At 67.9% G+C, this 15,362-nt stretch carries 18 protein-coding genes; 9 read left to right on the top strand and 9 right to left on the bottom strand.

Annotation, left to right across the window (positions count from 1 at the left end; genetic code table 11):
* The first annotated feature begins 87 nt into the window (after positions 1-87).
* Entirely contained in the window at positions 88-1,368 is a 1,281-nt protein-coding gene (locus tag AC07R7_RS01095; RefSeq protein WP_492834767.1) for a NupC/NupG family nucleoside CNT transporter, read from the top strand.
* Between the two features lie 67 nt (positions 1,369-1,435).
* Entirely contained in the window at positions 1,436-2,074 is a 639-nt protein-coding gene (locus AC07R7_RS01090; protein WP_494633713.1) for a glutathione S-transferase family protein, read from the top strand.
* Here AC07R7_RS01090 and AC07R7_RS01085 read toward each other — a convergent pair.
* Entirely contained in the window at positions 2,058-2,513 is a 456-nt protein-coding gene (locus AC07R7_RS01085; RefSeq protein WP_494633711.1) for a PaaI family thioesterase, read from the bottom strand. The genes AC07R7_RS01090 and AC07R7_RS01085 overlap by 17 nt on opposite strands.
* A 121-nt stretch (positions 2,514-2,634) precedes the next feature.
* Here AC07R7_RS01085 and AC07R7_RS01080 point away from each other — a divergent pair, with 121 nt between their 5' ends.
* The 5 genes from AC07R7_RS01080 to AC07R7_RS01060 are packed head-to-tail and all read left to right on the top strand — an operon-like array spanning position 2,635 to position 6,076.
* Entirely contained in the window at positions 2,635-2,937 is a 303-nt protein-coding gene (locus AC07R7_RS01080) for a DUF3253 domain-containing protein (RefSeq protein WP_494633709.1), read from the top strand.
* Between the two features lie 41 nt (positions 2,938-2,978).
* Positions 2,979-3,563, top strand: a complete 585-nt coding sequence (locus AC07R7_RS01075) for a uracil-DNA glycosylase family protein (protein WP_494633708.1) — start codon at positions 2,979-2,981, stop codon at positions 3,561-3,563.
* Positions 3,560-4,618 (top strand): alpha/beta hydrolase, encoded by a 1,059-nt coding sequence (locus tag AC07R7_RS01070; RefSeq protein ID WP_494633706.1) that lies wholly within the window; start codon positions 3,560-3,562, stop codon positions 4,616-4,618. The genes AC07R7_RS01075 and AC07R7_RS01070 overlap by 4 nt, the downstream gene beginning before the upstream one ends.
* Before the next feature lie 59 nt (positions 4,619-4,677).
* On the top strand, positions 4,678-5,739 hold the full coding sequence (locus tag AC07R7_RS01065; RefSeq protein ID WP_494633704.1) for a Leu/Phe/Val dehydrogenase: 1,062 nt from the start codon (positions 4,678-4,680) through the stop codon (positions 5,737-5,739).
* A 46-nt stretch (positions 5,740-5,785) separates the two neighbouring features.
* Positions 5,786-6,076 carry a UvrB/UvrC motif-containing protein gene (locus AC07R7_RS01060; protein ID WP_492883597.1) on the top strand — a complete coding sequence of 97 codons (291 nt, stop codon included), beginning with the start codon at positions 5,786-5,788 and terminating at the stop codon, positions 6,074-6,076.
* On the opposite strand, the gene AC07R7_RS01055 is transcribed toward AC07R7_RS01060, so the two are convergent.
* From AC07R7_RS01055 to AC07R7_RS01030, 6 genes are all read right to left on the bottom strand, one after another.
* A complete protein-coding gene (locus AC07R7_RS01055) occupies positions 6,073-7,491 on the bottom strand; it encodes an MFS transporter (RefSeq protein WP_494633702.1) in 1,419 nt (472 codons plus the stop codon). The two genes, AC07R7_RS01060 and AC07R7_RS01055, sit on opposite strands and share 4 nt — an antisense overlap.
* A gap of 194 nt (positions 7,492-7,685) precedes the next feature.
* Positions 7,686-8,552: a hypothetical protein gene (locus tag AC07R7_RS01050; RefSeq protein ID WP_494633700.1), complete on the bottom strand. Its 867-nt coding sequence runs from the start codon at positions 8,550-8,552 to the stop codon at positions 7,686-7,688.
* 118 nt (positions 8,553-8,670) lie between these two features.
* A complete protein-coding gene (locus AC07R7_RS01045) occupies positions 8,671-8,817 on the bottom strand; it encodes a hypothetical protein (RefSeq protein ID WP_492834748.1) in 147 nt (48 codons plus the stop codon).
* A 31-nt stretch (positions 8,818-8,848) separates the two neighbouring features.
* The gene (locus tag AC07R7_RS01040) at positions 8,849-9,724 is read right to left on the bottom strand and encodes a transglutaminase family protein (RefSeq protein ID WP_492834746.1); all 876 of its coding nucleotides are present in this window, start codon (positions 9,722-9,724) and stop codon (positions 8,849-8,851) included.
* Between the two features lie 45 nt (positions 9,725-9,769).
* The gene (locus tag AC07R7_RS01035) at positions 9,770-10,438 is read right to left on the bottom strand and encodes a TetR/AcrR family transcriptional regulator (RefSeq protein ID WP_492834744.1); all 669 of its coding nucleotides are present in this window, start codon (positions 10,436-10,438) and stop codon (positions 9,770-9,772) included.
* 144 nt (positions 10,439-10,582) lie between these two features.
* The gene (locus AC07R7_RS01030) at positions 10,583-11,554 is read right to left on the bottom strand and encodes a glycosyltransferase (RefSeq protein ID WP_492883605.1); all 972 of its coding nucleotides are present in this window, start codon (positions 11,552-11,554) and stop codon (positions 10,583-10,585) included.
* Positions 11,555-11,713: 159 nt separating this feature from the next.
* Here AC07R7_RS01030 and AC07R7_RS01025 point away from each other — a divergent pair, with 159 nt between their 5' ends.
* Positions 11,714-12,061 (top strand): helix-turn-helix domain-containing protein, encoded by a 348-nt coding sequence (locus tag AC07R7_RS01025; protein WP_125156468.1) that lies wholly within the window; start codon positions 11,714-11,716, stop codon positions 12,059-12,061.
* Between the two features lie 14 nt (positions 12,062-12,075).
* Positions 12,076-13,461: a calcium-binding protein gene (locus tag AC07R7_RS01020; protein WP_494633697.1), complete on the top strand. Its 1,386-nt coding sequence runs from the start codon at positions 12,076-12,078 to the stop codon at positions 13,459-13,461.
* A 1-nt stretch (position 13,462) separates the two neighbouring features.
* Here the strand turns inward: AC07R7_RS01020 and AC07R7_RS01015 are convergent, their stop codons facing one another.
* Both AC07R7_RS01015 and AC07R7_RS01010 read right to left on the bottom strand, forming a co-directional pair.
* Positions 13,463-14,641 (bottom strand): vWA domain-containing protein, encoded by a 1,179-nt coding sequence (locus tag AC07R7_RS01015; RefSeq protein WP_492834736.1) that lies wholly within the window; start codon positions 14,639-14,641, stop codon positions 13,463-13,465.
* Between the two features lie 176 nt (positions 14,642-14,817).
* Positions 14,818-15,354: a GNAT family N-acetyltransferase gene (locus tag AC07R7_RS01010; protein WP_492883611.1), complete on the bottom strand. Its 537-nt coding sequence runs from the start codon at positions 15,352-15,354 to the stop codon at positions 14,818-14,820.
* Positions 15,355-15,362 lie beyond the last annotated feature (8 nt).

The following is a 15,362-nucleotide window of genomic DNA, read 5'->3' as shown; positions in this document are numbered from 1 at the left end:
CTTGCGTGCGACGGCTGACTTGGTGTCATTCTTCGCCCCTTGATCGGCGTCGCGGGGGCGTCGCCTCTTTGTAAGGTTGTCGTCTTGATGTTCCGTCCCGAGAACGTTCAGGCCCTGGCGGGTCTGGCGCTCACTTTGGGCCTCTGCTGGCTCGTTTCCGAGAATCGCAAGCGATTCCCGTGGGTTCTGGCGATCGCCGCCCTTGTCGTGCAGGTGCTTTTGGTGGTGGTGCTGTTCGGCCTGCCCCAGGCGCGCCAACTGCTGCAGGGCGTCAACGGGGCCGTCGAGGGGCTGGCCAGTTCGACTCAGGCCGGCACCGCCTTCGTGTTCGGCTTCCTGGCCGGCGGCGACCAGCCGTATCCGGTCAGCAATCCGGGCGCGGGCTTCATCTTCGCCTTTCGTGTCATGCCGGTGATCCTGGTGGTCTGCGCTCTGTCGGCGCTGCTGTGGCACTGGAAGATCCTGAAGTGGCTGGCCCAGGGCTTCGGCTTCCTCTTCCAGAAGACGCTGGGCCTGCGCGGCCCGCCGGCCCTGGCCACCGCCGCGACCATCTTCATGGGCCAGATCGAAGGCCCGATCTTTATCCGCGCCTATCTCGACAAGCTGAGCCGCTCGGAGCTGTTCATGCTGATCACGGTCGGCATGGCCTGCGTCTCGGGCTCGACCATGGTCGCCTACGCCACCATCCTGGCCGGCGTGCTGCCCAACGCCGCCGCCCACGTGCTGACCGCCTCGATCATCTCGGCCCCGGCCGGCGTGCTGCTGGCCCGCATCATCGTGCCGTCCGACCCGATGGAGAAGGGCGGCGACCTGGATCTTTCGGTCGAGGACAAGACCTACGGCTCCTCGATCGACGCGGTGATGAAGGGCACCACCGACGGGCTGCAGATCGCGCTGAACGTCGGCGCGACCCTGATCGTCTTCGTGGCCCTGGCGACCATGGTCGACAAGATCCTGGGCGCCATGCCGCCGATCGGCGGTCAGCCGCTGAGCATCGCGCGCGGCCTGGGCGTGGTCTTCTCGCCCCTGGCCTGGTCGATGGGCGTGCCCTGGAAGGAAGCCGGCACGGCCGGCGGCCTGCTGGGCGTCAAGCTGATCCTCACCGAGTTCACCGCCTTCATCCAGATGGCCAAGATCGGCGTCACCACGCTGGACGAGCGCACCCGCATGATCATGACCTACGCCCTGTGCGGTTTCGCCAATATCGGCTCGGTCGGCATGAACGTGGCCGGCTTCTCGGTCCTGGTGCCGCAACGCCGCGCCGAAGTGCTGAGCCTGGTCTGGAAGGCCATGATGGCCGGCTTCCTGGCCACCTGCCTGACCGGCTCGCTGATTGGCCTGATGCCCCGGGCGTTGTTCGGGCTGTAAATCACGCGCTTCCGTTCCGTCGCGGAATGAGATCATCCTCCTGGTCAAAAGCCGGGAGGATTTTCTTTTGAAACTCTACGACTGTCTCCGCGCGCCCAATCCTCGGCGCGTCCGCTGGTTCATGGCCGAGAAGGGGATCACCGACATCGAGGTCGTGACGCTGTCGATCATGCGCGGCGAGCACAAGTCGCCCGAATACCGGACGAAGGTTGGCGTGGCCCATATGCCGGCCCTGGAGCTGGACGATGGGACGGTGATCACCGAGTCCGTCGCCATCTGCCGCTATCTGGAAAGTCTTTATCCCGAGCCGAACATGTTTGGGCGCGACGCTCGGGAGGCCGCCGTCATCGAGATGTGGCAGCGGCGCACGGAAATGATGATCGTGACGCCTCTGGCGCTCGCCGTGCGCCACACCAACCCCAATATGGCGGCCCTGGAGCAGCAGGTGCCCGAAGTCGGTGAGAACAATCTGGCCGGCGCCAAGCGGGCCTTGAAGTTCCTGGACAAGCGGCTCGCGGAAAGTCCGTTTGTCGGAGGCGACCGGGTGACCATCGCCGACGTCGTCACCGTCACGGGCGTCGACTTCGGCCGGATGATCGACTTCCGGCCCGACGAGGATCTGGTCCACGTCAACCGCTGGCTGGCCGAAATGCTGGCGCGCCCCGCCGCGGCCGCCGGGATGCCCGCCCCTAAACCCGCGGCCTGATCTTCTTCACCACGCCCGAGAAGTTCAGCATCGGTCCGGTCCCGGTTGAGATCAGGCCGCGGATGAACAGCAGCGAGCCGCCGGCCTTGATCACCTCGCCCCCGCCGGTGATCAGGTCGCCGGGGCGGGCGGGGCCGATGAATTCGCCGTTCAGGCTGACCGTCACCGCGCGGCTGTCGGCCAGTTCCTTCCAGGCGATGGCGAACAGGGAGAAGTCGGCGAAGGTCATCATGCAGCCGCCGTGCATGAAGCCGCCACCGTTCATGTGCTTGGTCTCGGCGCGGAAGCCGGTGGTGACGCGGCCGTTGTCGTCTTCGCGGAAGTAGAAGGGGCCAGACTGGTCCTCGAACGGGTCCTGACCCGACCAGGTTCGCCAGCCGGCCCAGTCGCCCGCCTCGACGAGGCGCGGGCCGCTCGAGATTTCGTTTCCGCCGTCCATGACGCATCCCCTCCGCGTGTTCTTATCGTTGTTCAGTTAGAAGGGCGCGTCGCTGGGCGCAAGCGGCCAAGTCCTGTCCACGCTCTCGCCTCTGCTGACAATCCATGGCAAGGGAGCGCTCATGACCTCCCCGATCCAAGACACCATCCTGTCCCAGTTGGCGGCGCTGCCCGAGGGCAAGTCGATCGACCCGATGAACGTCGCCAAGGCCATCCAGCCCGAGCGCTGGCAGCAGCTGCTGGGCCACGTGCGCACCAACGCCATCGAACTGGCCCGCGAGGGCAAGGTCGTGATCTTGCGCCACAACAAGCCGGTCAATCCGGAGAAATTCCGCGGCGTCTACCGCATCCGCGCGCGGCTTGAGGGCGACCCGACCAGCTTCGAGGATACCGTCCCGGACGATATCGAGGGCGACGAAGACTAGTCACGCTTGGCATCCGGAGGCGCGCGCCTAAATCCTCGCTGATGCCGCTCGACCAGATCCTCTCCGACATCGCCGCCTGCCGGGCGTGCGCGCCTTACCTGCCGCATGTGCCCAGGCCGGTGACGCGGGTGCGCGAGGAGACTCGCATCCTGATCGCCGGTCAGGCGCCGGGGCGGCTGGTCCACGAGACCGGCCTGCCGTTCAACGACCCGTCCGGCAACCGCCTGCGCCAGTGGATGGGCGTCGACCGCGAGACCTTCTACGGCCGGCCCGAGATCGGCGTGGCCGCCATGGCCTTCTGCTTTCCAGGAACCAATCCCAAGGGCGGCGACTATCCGCCGCCGCCGCGCTGCGCGGCGATGTGGCGGCCTCGGTTGCTGGCGGGGCTGCCGAACGTCGAGCTGACTCTGCTGGTCGGCAGCTATGCCCAGAACTGGGCGCTGCCGGGCCGGACCAGCAAGACCATGACCGAAACCATCGCCCGTTGGCGCGAGTTCGGGCCCAACCTGTTGCCGATGCCGCATCCGTCCTGGCGCAACACCGCCTGGCTGAAGCGCAATCCCTGGTTCGAGGCGGATGTCGTGCCTTTCCTTCGCCAACGGGTCGCGGACATTCTGGGACGATGAACCGCCGCGCCCTGATCGTGACCGCGTCCGCCGCCGTGCTCTCGGCCTGCGCACCGCTGCGACAAGGGCCAGGCCTTGGGCCGCTGGGCTTTCGCGGGCCTCGGATCGAGACCGACGCCTTCGTCAGTTTCGACGGCGCGCGCCTGGGTCTGATGCGCTGGCTGCCGGCCGGCGAGCCCGAGTGGGTGATCGTCGGTCTGCACGGCATGAACGACTATTCGAACGCCTTCCACCTGGCCGCCGGCTGGTGGGCGGGGAAGGGGATCGCGACCTACGCGCTGGATGTCCGGGGCTTTGGCCGTTCGCCCGGGCGCGGCGTCTGGGCGCCGACCGAACTGGTGCTGGACGATGTTCGGGCGCTGATCACGGCGGTGCGCGAGCGTCATCCGAACGCCCGGCTCGCCCTGGCTGGGATCAGCATGGGCGGCGCGCTGGCGATCAGCGCCATGGCTTCCGACAATCCGCCGCCGGTCGACAGGCTGATGCTGTTCGCCCCCGCCGTCTGGGGTTGGTCGAACCAGCCGCTGCCCAACCGCATGAGCCTGTGGGTCAGCGCCCACGTGCTGGGCCAATGGGTGGTCAAGCCGCCGGACTGGCTGGTCCGCAACGTCATGGCCTCGGACAATATCGACGAGCTGCGCCGCATGGGCCGCGACCCGCTGATGATCTGGGGCGCGCGGTCCGACGCCATCTACGGCCTGGTCGGGCTGATGGAGCGGGCCTGGAAGTCGACGGGTGACATCCATGTCCCGGTCGCGTGGTTCTACGGCGCCAACGACCACATCATCCCGCGCGAGCCGACGGTCGAGGCCGTGGGTCGCCTGAAGCCGGGTGCGCGGACAGCCTACTACGCCAAGGGCTATCACCTGCTGCTGGTCGACCGGCAGGCCGCCAAGGTCTGGGGCGACGCCGAGGCCTTCCTGCGCGACGCGCCAGGGGCCTGGCCGCCTTCGGGCGCGCCAGCCATTCCGTCGAGCGTCGCGGCGATGACAGCGTTGGATCCGCCCAAACCCGCCAAACGCAAGGGGACGCGACGTCAGTCTTCGGGCTTGTGAGGCGTCGCCAGGGGGCGTAAAGCCGCCACGTTCATTCTGGCATAGGCGAGACAGACGGCATGACCTTGTTCGATTCCCCCGATTTCGAGGGACACGAAGGCGTCCACGCTTTCTTCGATGAAAAAACTGGTCTGAAGTCGATTATCGCGATCCACTCGACCGCGCGCGGCCCGGCCGCCGGCGGTTGCCGCATGTGGGACTACTCCAGCGCCGACGCCGCCGTGACCGACGCCCTGCGCCTGTCGCGCGGCATGTCATACAAGAACGCCATGGCCGAGCTGGACCTGGGCGGCGGCAAGGCCGTGATCATCGGCGACAGCCGCAGCCAGAAGACGCCGGAACTGTTCGAGGCCTTCGGCCGCGCGGTCGACAGCCTGAACGGCCGCTACTGGACGGCCGAGGACGTCGGCGTCTCGCCGGCCGACCTGGAAAGCACCCGCAAGACCACCCGCTTCGTCGCCGGCCTGGAAGGCCACGCGGCCGCCTCGGGCGACCCGTCGCCGGTCACCGCCGAGGGCGTGTTCCGGGGCGTGCGGCTGTGCGTCGAGCGCGCCCTGAACCGTGACCTCAAGGGTGTCCACGTCGCCATCCAGGGCGTTGGCCATGTCGGCGGCTATCTGGCCGAGAAGCTGCACGCGGCCGGCGCGGTCCTGACCATCGCCGACGTCAACCAGACCGCCCTGAACGCGGTCGCCGCCAAGACCGGCGCGACGATCGTTTCGACCGACGCCATCTTCGACGTCGAGGCCGACGTCTTCGCCCCCTGCGCCCTGGGCGGCGCGATCTCGGCGGCGACCTTGCCGCGCCTGAAGGCCAGGATTATCGCCGGCGCGGCCAACAATCAGCTGGCCGACGCCATGATCGGCCAGGCCGTGTTCGATCGTGGCGTCCTCTACGCCCCCGACTATGTCATCAACGGCGGCGGCATCATCAACGTGGCCGCCGAGATCCGTGGCCTGGAAGCCGGCGCCGCCTTCGACGGCGACTGGGTGGCGGCCAAGCTGGACCGCCTGGCCCAGACCCTGGCCGAGGTCATCGACCAGTCGATCGCCGAGAAACGTCCGGCCAATCTGGTCGCCGACGAGATCGCCCGCGCCCGCATCGCGGCGGCGCGCGGCTAAAAAACCGGCCTCAGGCGTTCTTCCTGGTGGCCCCATGGAGAACGTCATGTCGCACATTGATGACCTGAAAACGCAGATGGAAGAGGCTATCGCCGCTCAGGACTTCGAGACGGCGGCCAAGTTGCGCGACGAGATCGGCGGCATCCAGCACAGCGCGCTGGTGCGTGGCGTGGAGGACGCGCAGCAAGCGTCCTATTTCCAGCGCCAGGTTCCCGGCCGCATGGGCCTGGGGACGGACCAGCCGGTCCCGAAGACCCCCGAGGGCTGGGTTCCGCCGAAGAAGCCGGACCCGATGACCGCCAACCACTCCCGGGGAGGCCGCCGGACCAAATCCTAGGCCGGCGCCCGGCTGCGGCCGCTGATCGCCGCGCCGGCGTCTTTGTCCAGCGACAGGTAGACGGGCAGGGCCAGCAGGGTCACCAGGCCGATCGCTACGAACGGAAAGGTGAAGCGGTCCGGCGTCAGGGCCCCGTCGGCGCCGCGCGCCAGATGCAGCATCATGCCGCCGAAGCTGACCCCCAGGGCCAGGCCGACCTGCTGGGTCACGGCCGACAGAGTCGAGGCCGCCGCCGTAGAAGTTTCGGGCACGTCGGCATAGGCGATGGTGTTGGCGGCGATGAACTGGTTCGAGCGGCAGAACCCACCCAGGGTCAGGGCCGCGATCATCAGCGCCATGGGCGTGGCCGGACCGAAGAAGCCGGGGGCGGCGGTGAACAGCGCCGTCAGGCTGACGAACACCGCCAGAGAGGTGCGGAAGCCGAAGCGCTTGAGCCCCGCCGCCGCGAACGGGCGGGCGGCCAGCACGCCGACGCCGGTGGCCAGGGTGACGAAGCTGGCCTTCAGCGGGCTCCAGCCCAGCGCCACCTGCAGCAGCAGGGGCATCAGGAACGGGCTGGCCCCGATGCCCAGCCGCACCAGCGTGCCGCCGACCAGGCTGGCGCGGAAGGTCGGATAACGCAGCAGGGTGAGGTCCAGGATCGGTCGGCCGGTCTGCTTGGCGATACGCAGATAGACAAAGCCGCAGCCAACGGAGAGGGTCAGCAATGTGATCTGGGCCCAGGGTGGCAGCAGGTTGACGCCCGCCGTCTCGGCCACGATCACCAGGCCGCTGACCGCCAGGGCCGATAGGACGAAGCCGGCGGTGTCGAAGCGGCCCAGATCGCGCTTGGGCTCGCTCCTGGGCACGAAGCGCATGACGGCGGTTACGCCCAGCAGGCCGACGGGCAGGTTGATGTAGAAGATCCACGGCCAGTCGGCGACGCTGAGCACCAGACCGGCGATCGGCGGGCCGATCAGCGGGCCGACCAGGGCGGGCATGGTGAACCAGCCCATGGCGGTCAGCAGCTTGTCCTTGGGCGTGGCGCTGACCACGATCAGCCGCGCCACCGGCGTCATCATCGCCCCGCCGATCCCCTGAACGATCCGGGATGCGACCAGGGCTTCCAGGCTGCGCGACTGGCCGCACAGGGCCGAGCCCAGCAGGAAGACGGTCATGGCCGAGAGGAACACCCGCCGCGCGCCAAACCGTTCCGCCGCCCAGCCACTGGCCGGCGTGAACACCGCCAGCGCCAGAATGTAAGAGGTCAGGGCCAGCTTCAGGTGGATCGGATCGACCGCGAAGGCCCGCGACAGGGTCGGCAGGGCGGTGGACAGGGCCGTGGAGTCGATGAACTCCATCAAGAGCGCGCTGGCCACGGCGATGGAGATCAGGCGCGTCGCGAGCGGCGAGGATGCTGGAGACTGATCGGACACGAGGGCGCTTTACGCCCCTGGACGACGAGGGTCCAGACGCGCGTGCGTTACATCCTTGCAGAACCGAAACAGGCGGCGGCTAGAGGAATCCGTCCCCAACTTGTCATCCCGGCCGCAGCGAAGCGGACAGCCTCTGCGAGGCTTCCGGGATGACAAGGCTTGGAGGGCTCTATTTGCTGAAGAAGCTCTATGGCTCAGCGGCCGCGCACCGAGACGCTGACGCCGACGACCGTGTCCTTGTCGGAATAGTCGATCGAATTGAGCTTGCGGCGCGTGGCGCTCAGCGAGATGAGGCTGTTGCCCTTGCGATAGCCCAGGCCGATCTGGCGGCTGCCGAACCGGGCCATCTTCTCCTCGCTGTAGCCGGCGTTGCGCCAGCCGCCGAAGGTGTCGCGGATCAGGTTCAGACCATAGGCCTTGCCCGAACTGGCGGCGTACAGCATCCAGCGGCCGCGGCGCAGGTCCTCGGCCGAGGCGCTGGCTTTGGATATTAGGTTCGAGGCGTTCAGCGTCAGGCGCTTCACCGCGCCCGACTGCAGGCCCATGGGCGTGAAGGCCAGAGGCTGGTCGTCGACCCGCATCTGCAGAATCTTGCCGGCCGGGCGGCGATGCTCGACCCGCGTGAGGGCCAGCACCGGACGGTGCGGGGCGGTTGAGGTCTCGGCCAGAATTCGCGCGGCCGGACGCGCGGCGGCGGGAGGGGAAGGGGGCGTTGTCCGCGCGTCGGCGACGGCCACGGCGGGCGCGGCGCTGGCCAGGCTGACGTCTTGCGGCCCACCGGCCAGGGCCAACGTGGCGACGGTGGGAACGGCGTGGGTTTCGGCGGCGATCGCCACTGGTGCGGCGACACGCGAACGCTCGCCGCCGTAGCGGGCCGTGGCGATCGGTGCGTCGGGATCGTCCGCCGGGGCGCGGACTTCAGGTCCGCCGGCCTCGGGTCCGCCCGCCAGGGTCAGGGTCTGGTTGAATTCCTCAGGGGCGCGAGTCGACAGGGCGGTCGCGGCGCTTACCACCGCCAGACCGGCCGTCGCCAACAGACATCCGAGCGCGACGCGCCGCATGCTCGTGGTGCTCCCCCATTCCCCTGGCGTCAAAAATTAACGGCGCCGTGGGTGTCTGTACAGGTCGCTCGCGCGACAGGGGTGGCGGAAGGCGCTCGTCTTCACGCTTATTTACAATTCAGTGGCCCGGTCTGGGTTCGAAGGTCCGTCGTTCCTTCACCTTCAGGCACTCCTGGTCGGGTTTCTGGCCATGCTGGGCCTTGGGCTCCGATTTCGGGAAGCTGACGTTCCGCATGGGGTCTTGGTTCTGGAAGCCGCTGGTCATGGCTTTTCCTCCCGTACGCACACTCATTGTATCACGCCGCATGGTCGATTGGATCGATGAGGCGCACCTCCACGGAGACGTGAAGACGCGACGAACCCGGATCGCCGATGATCGCCCCGGATACCGGTAGCGCTTGCGTGGGCGTTCGGGTGGCGGCGACGCGGATCAAGTCCGGCGACTCGGCCAGGCCGTTGGTCGGGTCGAATTCCAGCCAGCCCAGGTCGGGCAGGAACACCTCGCACCAGGCGTGGGTGGCGCCGGCGCCGCGGATCATCGTCCCGGGCGAATGGATGTAGCCGGTGGCGAACAGGGCTGCGTAGCCCAGGCGTCGCAGGCCCTCGACCATCAGCCAGGCCAGGTCGCGGCAGGCGCCGCTGCGCTTCCGCAGGGTCTCGACCGGGGTCTGCACGCCTTCTTCCATGCGGGTGCGATATTCGAACTGGCTGTGGATCAGCTCGTTGATGCGCAGCAGGAAGGCCAGGGCCGGCTCGTCGCGATGGGCCCGGATGTCGCGCAGCCAGCGCAGCAGCACCGCGTCCGGGTCGTCGGTGACCGGGGCGATGAACGGCTCCAGGGTCGTCCGATCCTCGCGGGAATAGACGATCGGGGTCAGGGTGTCGGGGTTCTCGATCCGCTGCGGGACCAGGGGGGCGGGGTAGCGGTCGATGACCAGCTCGCTGGCCACCCGCATGGCGTCGGCCTGGCTCGCCGGCTCGAAGATGCAGACGCAGTTGCCGTTGGCGTCATAGCTCCAGCGTGTCGCGCCAGGCGGAAACAGGCGCAGCGAGGCCTCGACGATGCGCAGGGCGTGGCTGTCGCGCGGGCGCAGCATCAGCCGTTGCGGCCCGAACCGCACCGGCCGCTCATAGTAGTATCGGGTCTCGTGAAGGATCCGCAGCCGTCCCATGCCGGAGCGACAACGCGCCGGCCGGGAGGAGGTTCCAGCTACTCGCTAAGCGAGAAAGCCGGCCTCGGCGAAGGCCAGCATCCGGCTCAGCAGCGCCACGACGTCGGACTCGCTGGTCTGGCCTTCCGACAGCACGTTCAGGCGGTCGAACTCGGCGAAGCGGTTGTTGTGCAGCATCCCCAGGGTGAAGTGCAGCCGCCAGTAGACCTCTTCCGGCGACAGATCCGGGCGGGCGCGCAGCAGGGCGTCGGAGAAGCGGCGCAGGTGCGAGACGTCGGTCTTCAGCACGGCGCGGATCTCGTCGGTGCCTTCGCTGCGGGCGCGGATCAGGAACTGTAGCGAGATGCGGCGCTCGTGGTCCGGGGCCAGCCAGCGCAGGGGCGGGGTCAGCAGGGCGGCCAGGATCTCGCGCAGCGGCGGGGCGCCGTCGTTGCGGTCGTTGGCCTCGTGCAGCATCTTGGCCCGCTCGCGATTGAGCTCGGCCGTGCGGCGCCGGAAGATCTCGAACAGCAGGGCGTCCTTGGACCCGAAGTGATAGTTCACCGAGGCCAGGTTCACGCCGGCGGCGGCGGTGATGTCGCGCACCGAGACATTCTGGAAACCGTGCAGCGCGAACAGGCGCTCGGCGGCGACGAAGACCAGGTTCTTGGTGGCGGCTTCGGTCTCGGCGGCCTCGACTTCGTTAGAAGCGGCGGCGTCGGTGGTCGGACTCACTACATGTTCCCCTTTACCCGTGGGGAAGTCTTACGGGCGTTCGAATTTGGCGCAAGCGTCAAGATCATCGTCTGAACGCGGATGGACGGTTGTTTGTGGCGTTTTCCGCCAAACGCGTGCTGTTTCCGATGGATGGCGGGCGTCTCAGCCGATGGCGGCGAGGCGCTCGACGGAGCGGCCCATCCGACCGCGACGCAGCTGGCGCAACAGCGGCCGGCCCACGGCCACGCCCAGGATCAGGGGCGCCAGCAGCAGCGCCAGGGCCTTGCGCGGCAGGCTGTCGGCGCGCTTGAGGAAATAGCGCACCAGACCGCGGCCCTTGTGCCATTCGACGACCAGCGGGTTCTCCTTGCTGGTCGAGCCCACATGGACGATGCGGGCGTCGGGCTGGAACAGCACGCTGCCGCCCCGGCGGCGGGCCCGCCAGCACAGGTCGATGTCCTCGACATGCAGGAAATAACCCTCGTCGAAGCCGCCGAGGACGTGGAAATCGGTGGCCCGCATGTAGAAGCAGGCGCCCGAGATCGTAGGGGTGTCCACCGGGTGCGAAGGGGGGAGTTCGCTCTCCCGGTGGATCTCGAAGCGGCGCAGCGGGGGCAGAAGGGCGCTAAGCTTCGAGAGGGTGAGCAGGGTCGTGACGGGCGTGATCTCGCCGCGCCGCGCGCCCCGCTGTTCGGTTCCGTCGGTATTGAACACCCGGGCCCCGATCACGCAGGGCGAGGGGCGGTCGCGGGCGGCCTCGGACAGGGCCGCCACCGCGCCGGGGGTCAGGAAGGCGTCGGGATTGAGGAAGACCAATTCCTCCCCCTTGGCCGCGGCCGCGCCCAGATTGGCGGCGCGGGCGAAGCCGATATTGCCCAGGCCTTGCAGCAGGCGCACGCGCGGCTCGCGGCGAGCCAGGTCGCGCAGCCAGGCCGCGTCGGCAAGGGACGAACCGTTGTCGACAACGACGAACTCCTCGACCCGGGGCTCGGCCAGGGCGTGACGCACGCTCTCCATCAGCGCCGGACCGGTCATGTAGACGACCATGATCAGCGACAGGCGCGGCCGGATGGCCCAATCCTGCTGGAAGGGGGGCGCGGTGCGGGCGTGGGCGGGGTCGATCGAAACGTACATGCGGCCCGATACATTCAAAATAGTTGCATAAAAACTGTATGTGGGTCGAAGGTGATCCGCAAGGCCTCTTCGCGAGACCCGCGATCGATTGTTGCGTTTTTACGCATTGTGTAACAACTAGGGGAGCGCCCGCGTATGGGGCGAGGAAGCGGCTTAGCGATGTCCAGAACGGCGATGAATCCCGCCAAGGCGGCCCTGACCAAGACCCTGCGCCGTGAGGCGGGACGTTGGCTGAAGTCCGCGCGCGAGGCCGCTGGCCTCACTCAGGCGGAACTGGCCGAGAAGACGGGGTTGCGTTATTACACCTTCGTCTCGCAGGTTGAGAACGGTCTGGGTCGCGTTCCGATCGAGGCTCAGGCCGTTTGGGCGGAAAGTCTGGGTCTTGATCCCGGCCAGTTCGCCCGCACCCTGCTGCGATATTACGAACCCGAGCTGTACCGGCTTCTGTTCGACGGCGCCGCCGAAGAGGCTGAGCCGGTCGTGACCGAGCGGGCGGCCCAGGCCTAACGAGCGACGACGAGATGGGTGAGATCCTAGCCTTCAGCCCGCGGCCTCCGGCCAGCGACTGGTCCGCCAACGAGCGCGGTCTGCTGATGCTGCTGACGCAGCAGCTGGAGACGGCCTATGGCGAGGTCGACGGGATCTTCGGCCAGACCGACTCGGGCGACCCCTGGTACGTGGTCACCGATTCCAACCAGGACGTGCTGGTCCACATCGCCCGCATCGACGGCCAGTTCGTCGTCCACGACGCGGCGATCGACATGTTCCACCAGGTGGGCAGCCTGTGGGGCGCCCTGCGCCAGGTGCTGGCCTCGGGCATCCCGGAGCAGAACGGCACGGTCGTCGCCTTCAATCCCGCCAGCCGCGAGGCCCAGTCCTTCCTGTCGCTGGTCATCGCCGTCGGCCTCTATCTCGAATTGCGCGGCGCCGACCTGGGCGAGGCTGGCCGCCTGACTTTCGAGAACCTGCCGCGCGCCGACGATCCGGCCATCGAGACGATGGCCTCCAAGCTGATCGCCGCCCTCAACCTCGAGGCCGACCGGACGCAGGCGCATAAGCCCGTCCCCATGGCCGGTGAAGCCATGCCGCAGCCGGCGGTCAAGCCGGAAGGCGTCGCGGCGATCGCGGTCCAGGCGCCGAGCGAGGCTCCGCAGGGCCTATCGGTGTTCAAGATCGCGCATCTGGCCGCGGCGTCGGCGCCCGCCCCGGGCTCCGGCCATGCGCCTGCCGCGTCGGATGACAAGACGGTGGTCGAGGACCTAGGCGGCCAGGGCTTCGCCGCCACCAGGACCGTCATGGTCGGCACCTCCGGCAACGACGTCATGTACGGCACGGCCGGCGGCGACACGATCCGCGGCGGCGCCGGCGACGACTATATCGACGGCCGCGGCGCGCCGAAGGGCGAGGTCGATCACCTGGACGGCGGCGAAGGCGCCGATCGCATCGTCATGAACGCCCGCGTGGTCGCCAAGGGCGGGGCCGGGGCCGACACCTTCCTGATCTCCGCCGCGCCACCGGCCGACAAGCTCGCCGCCCTGCTGGGCGTCGTGCTCGACTACTCGGCCGCCAAGGGCGACCACCTGGCCGTGATGGGCGAGGGGCGCGCGACCGTGATCAGCACCGCCGCCGTCAGCAACGTGCTGACGGCTCAGGCCCAGGCGCTGAACGACGCCGCTGTCACGCAGGCGGCCGATGTCAGCCAGGCGGTGTCAGGCGCCCGGATCGGCTTCGACATCGACGGGGATGGGCGCGAGGACGTCTTCATCCTGCTGGGCGGGGCCACCAGCTCCACCTTCCGGATCGGGACGATGATCGCCAACGATCATACCGCGCCGCCGGAGGTGCCGCTGATCGGCCAGCCGTCGAACGACGCCGGCCACTTCGGCGACGCGGCGCCGGTCCGCTGATCTAACCGCGAACCAGTTCGCGCATGGCCTTGTCCAGGCCTTCCAGGGTCAGCGGGTACATGCGGTCGGACAGGATCTGCTTCATGACGCCGATCGACTGGGTGTAGTCCCAGTGCCGCTCGGGCGTCGGGTTCAGCCAGATGCAGCTCTGATAGATGTCGGTGACCCGCTGCATCCAGATCGCGCCGGGCTCCTCGTTCCAGTGCTCGACGCTGCCGCCCGGATAGGTGATCTCGTACGGGCTCATGGTCGCGTCGCCGACGAAGATCACCTTGTAGTCGGCCGGGAACTTGTGGAGCACGTCGAAGGTCTGGATCTTCTCGGTGTTGCGACGCCTGTTGTCCTTCCACACTGTCTCGTAGAGGCAATTGTGGAAGTAGTAGAACTCCAGGTTCTTGAACTCGGTCTTGGCGGCGCTGAACAGCTCCTCGCAGAGCTTGATGTGGCCGTCCATCGAGCCGCCGATGTCGAAGAAGATCAGCACTTTGATGGCGTTGCGGCGCTCGGGTCGCAGCTGGATGTCCAGATAGCCCTTCTCGGCCGTGCCCTTGATCGTGCCGTTCAGGTCCAGCTCGTCGGCCGCGCCGGTGCGGGCGAACTTGCGCAGGCGCCGTAGGGCGACCTTGATGTTGCGGGTGCCCAGCTCGACCGAGTCGTCGAGGTTCTTGTACTCGCGCTTGTCCCAGACCTTCACGGCGCGGCCGTGGCGGCTCTTGTCCTGGCCGATCCGCACGCCTTCGGGATTGTAGCCGTTGTTGCCGAACGGCGAGGTGCCGCCCGAGCCGATCATCTTGTTGCCGCCCTCGTGACGCTTGTGCTGTTCGCGCAACCGCTCCTGCAGCGTCTCCATCAGCTTCTCGAAGCCGCCCAGGGCTTCGATCTGGGCCTTTTCCTCGTCGGTCAGGAACTTCTCGGTCAGGGCCTTGAGCCATTCTTCCGGAATGTCGGCGGCGAGGCCGTCGTTGACGGTCTCAAGCCCCTTGAAGACGTGGCCGAACACGCGGTCGAACTTGTCGAGGTTCTTCTCGTCCTTCACCAGGCTGGCGCGCGACAGGAAATAGAAGTCCTCGACCGAGCGGTCGATGACGTCCTTGTCCAGGGCTTCCATCAGCAGGAGATATTCGCGCAGGCTGACCGGCACCTTGGCCTGGCGGAGCTCGGAGAAGAAGCGAAGGAACATCGGCGCGGCTTTCGAACAGATGTTCGATTGTGGAGGGTTCTGAAAGCAGACGCAATCCAATCCTCCCCCTAGCGGGGGAGTTGGCGCGAAGCGCCGGTGGGGGAAGTCCTGCTACCTTGCTTCTTCCCCCTCCGTCGTCTCTTCGAGCCGACACCTCCCCCGCTAGGGGGAGGATTTCACCCTCGCCGCAGGATGAACTCCAGGTCCCGCGTTTCGCCGACCGGGAAGTGGTATTCGCCGACCTTCTCGAACCCCAGCCGACCGTAGAGCCGTTGCGCGCCGAAGTTCTCGGACCAGACGCCGATCCACAGCGGGCGCGGGCCGTCCTTTTCCAGCCAGTCGAGGGCGGTGTTCAGCAGGCGCGAGCCGCGACCGCCGCCCTGGTGGCTCTTCAGCACGTAGACCCGTTTCAGTTCGCCATGGTCGGGGCCGGCGTCGTCATGCGGCAGGTCGCAGGGGCCGGCCAGGGCGTAGCCGATGGCCTCGCCGTCCTCGTCCTCCAGCAGCCAGGTCGCCTTGTCGGGATGGGCCAGGTCGTTGCGGGTCCGCTCCAGGCCGTAGGCATAGGCCAGGAAGGTCTCCAGGTCCTCGGGCGGATAGAGATGGGCGAAGGTCTCGGTGAAGGTGCGCGCGCCCAGGCTGGACACGGTGTCGGCGTCTTCGATCGTCGCACGGCGGAGCTTGTCGGTCATGGCGACTTGAGTAGCCGCCATGACCCCCG

The organism is Caulobacter sp. GW821-FHT05F04, from assembly GCF_059419665.1.
Note: the sequence above shows the minus strand (reverse complement) of the source record. Positions and strands in the feature narration are given on the sequence as shown.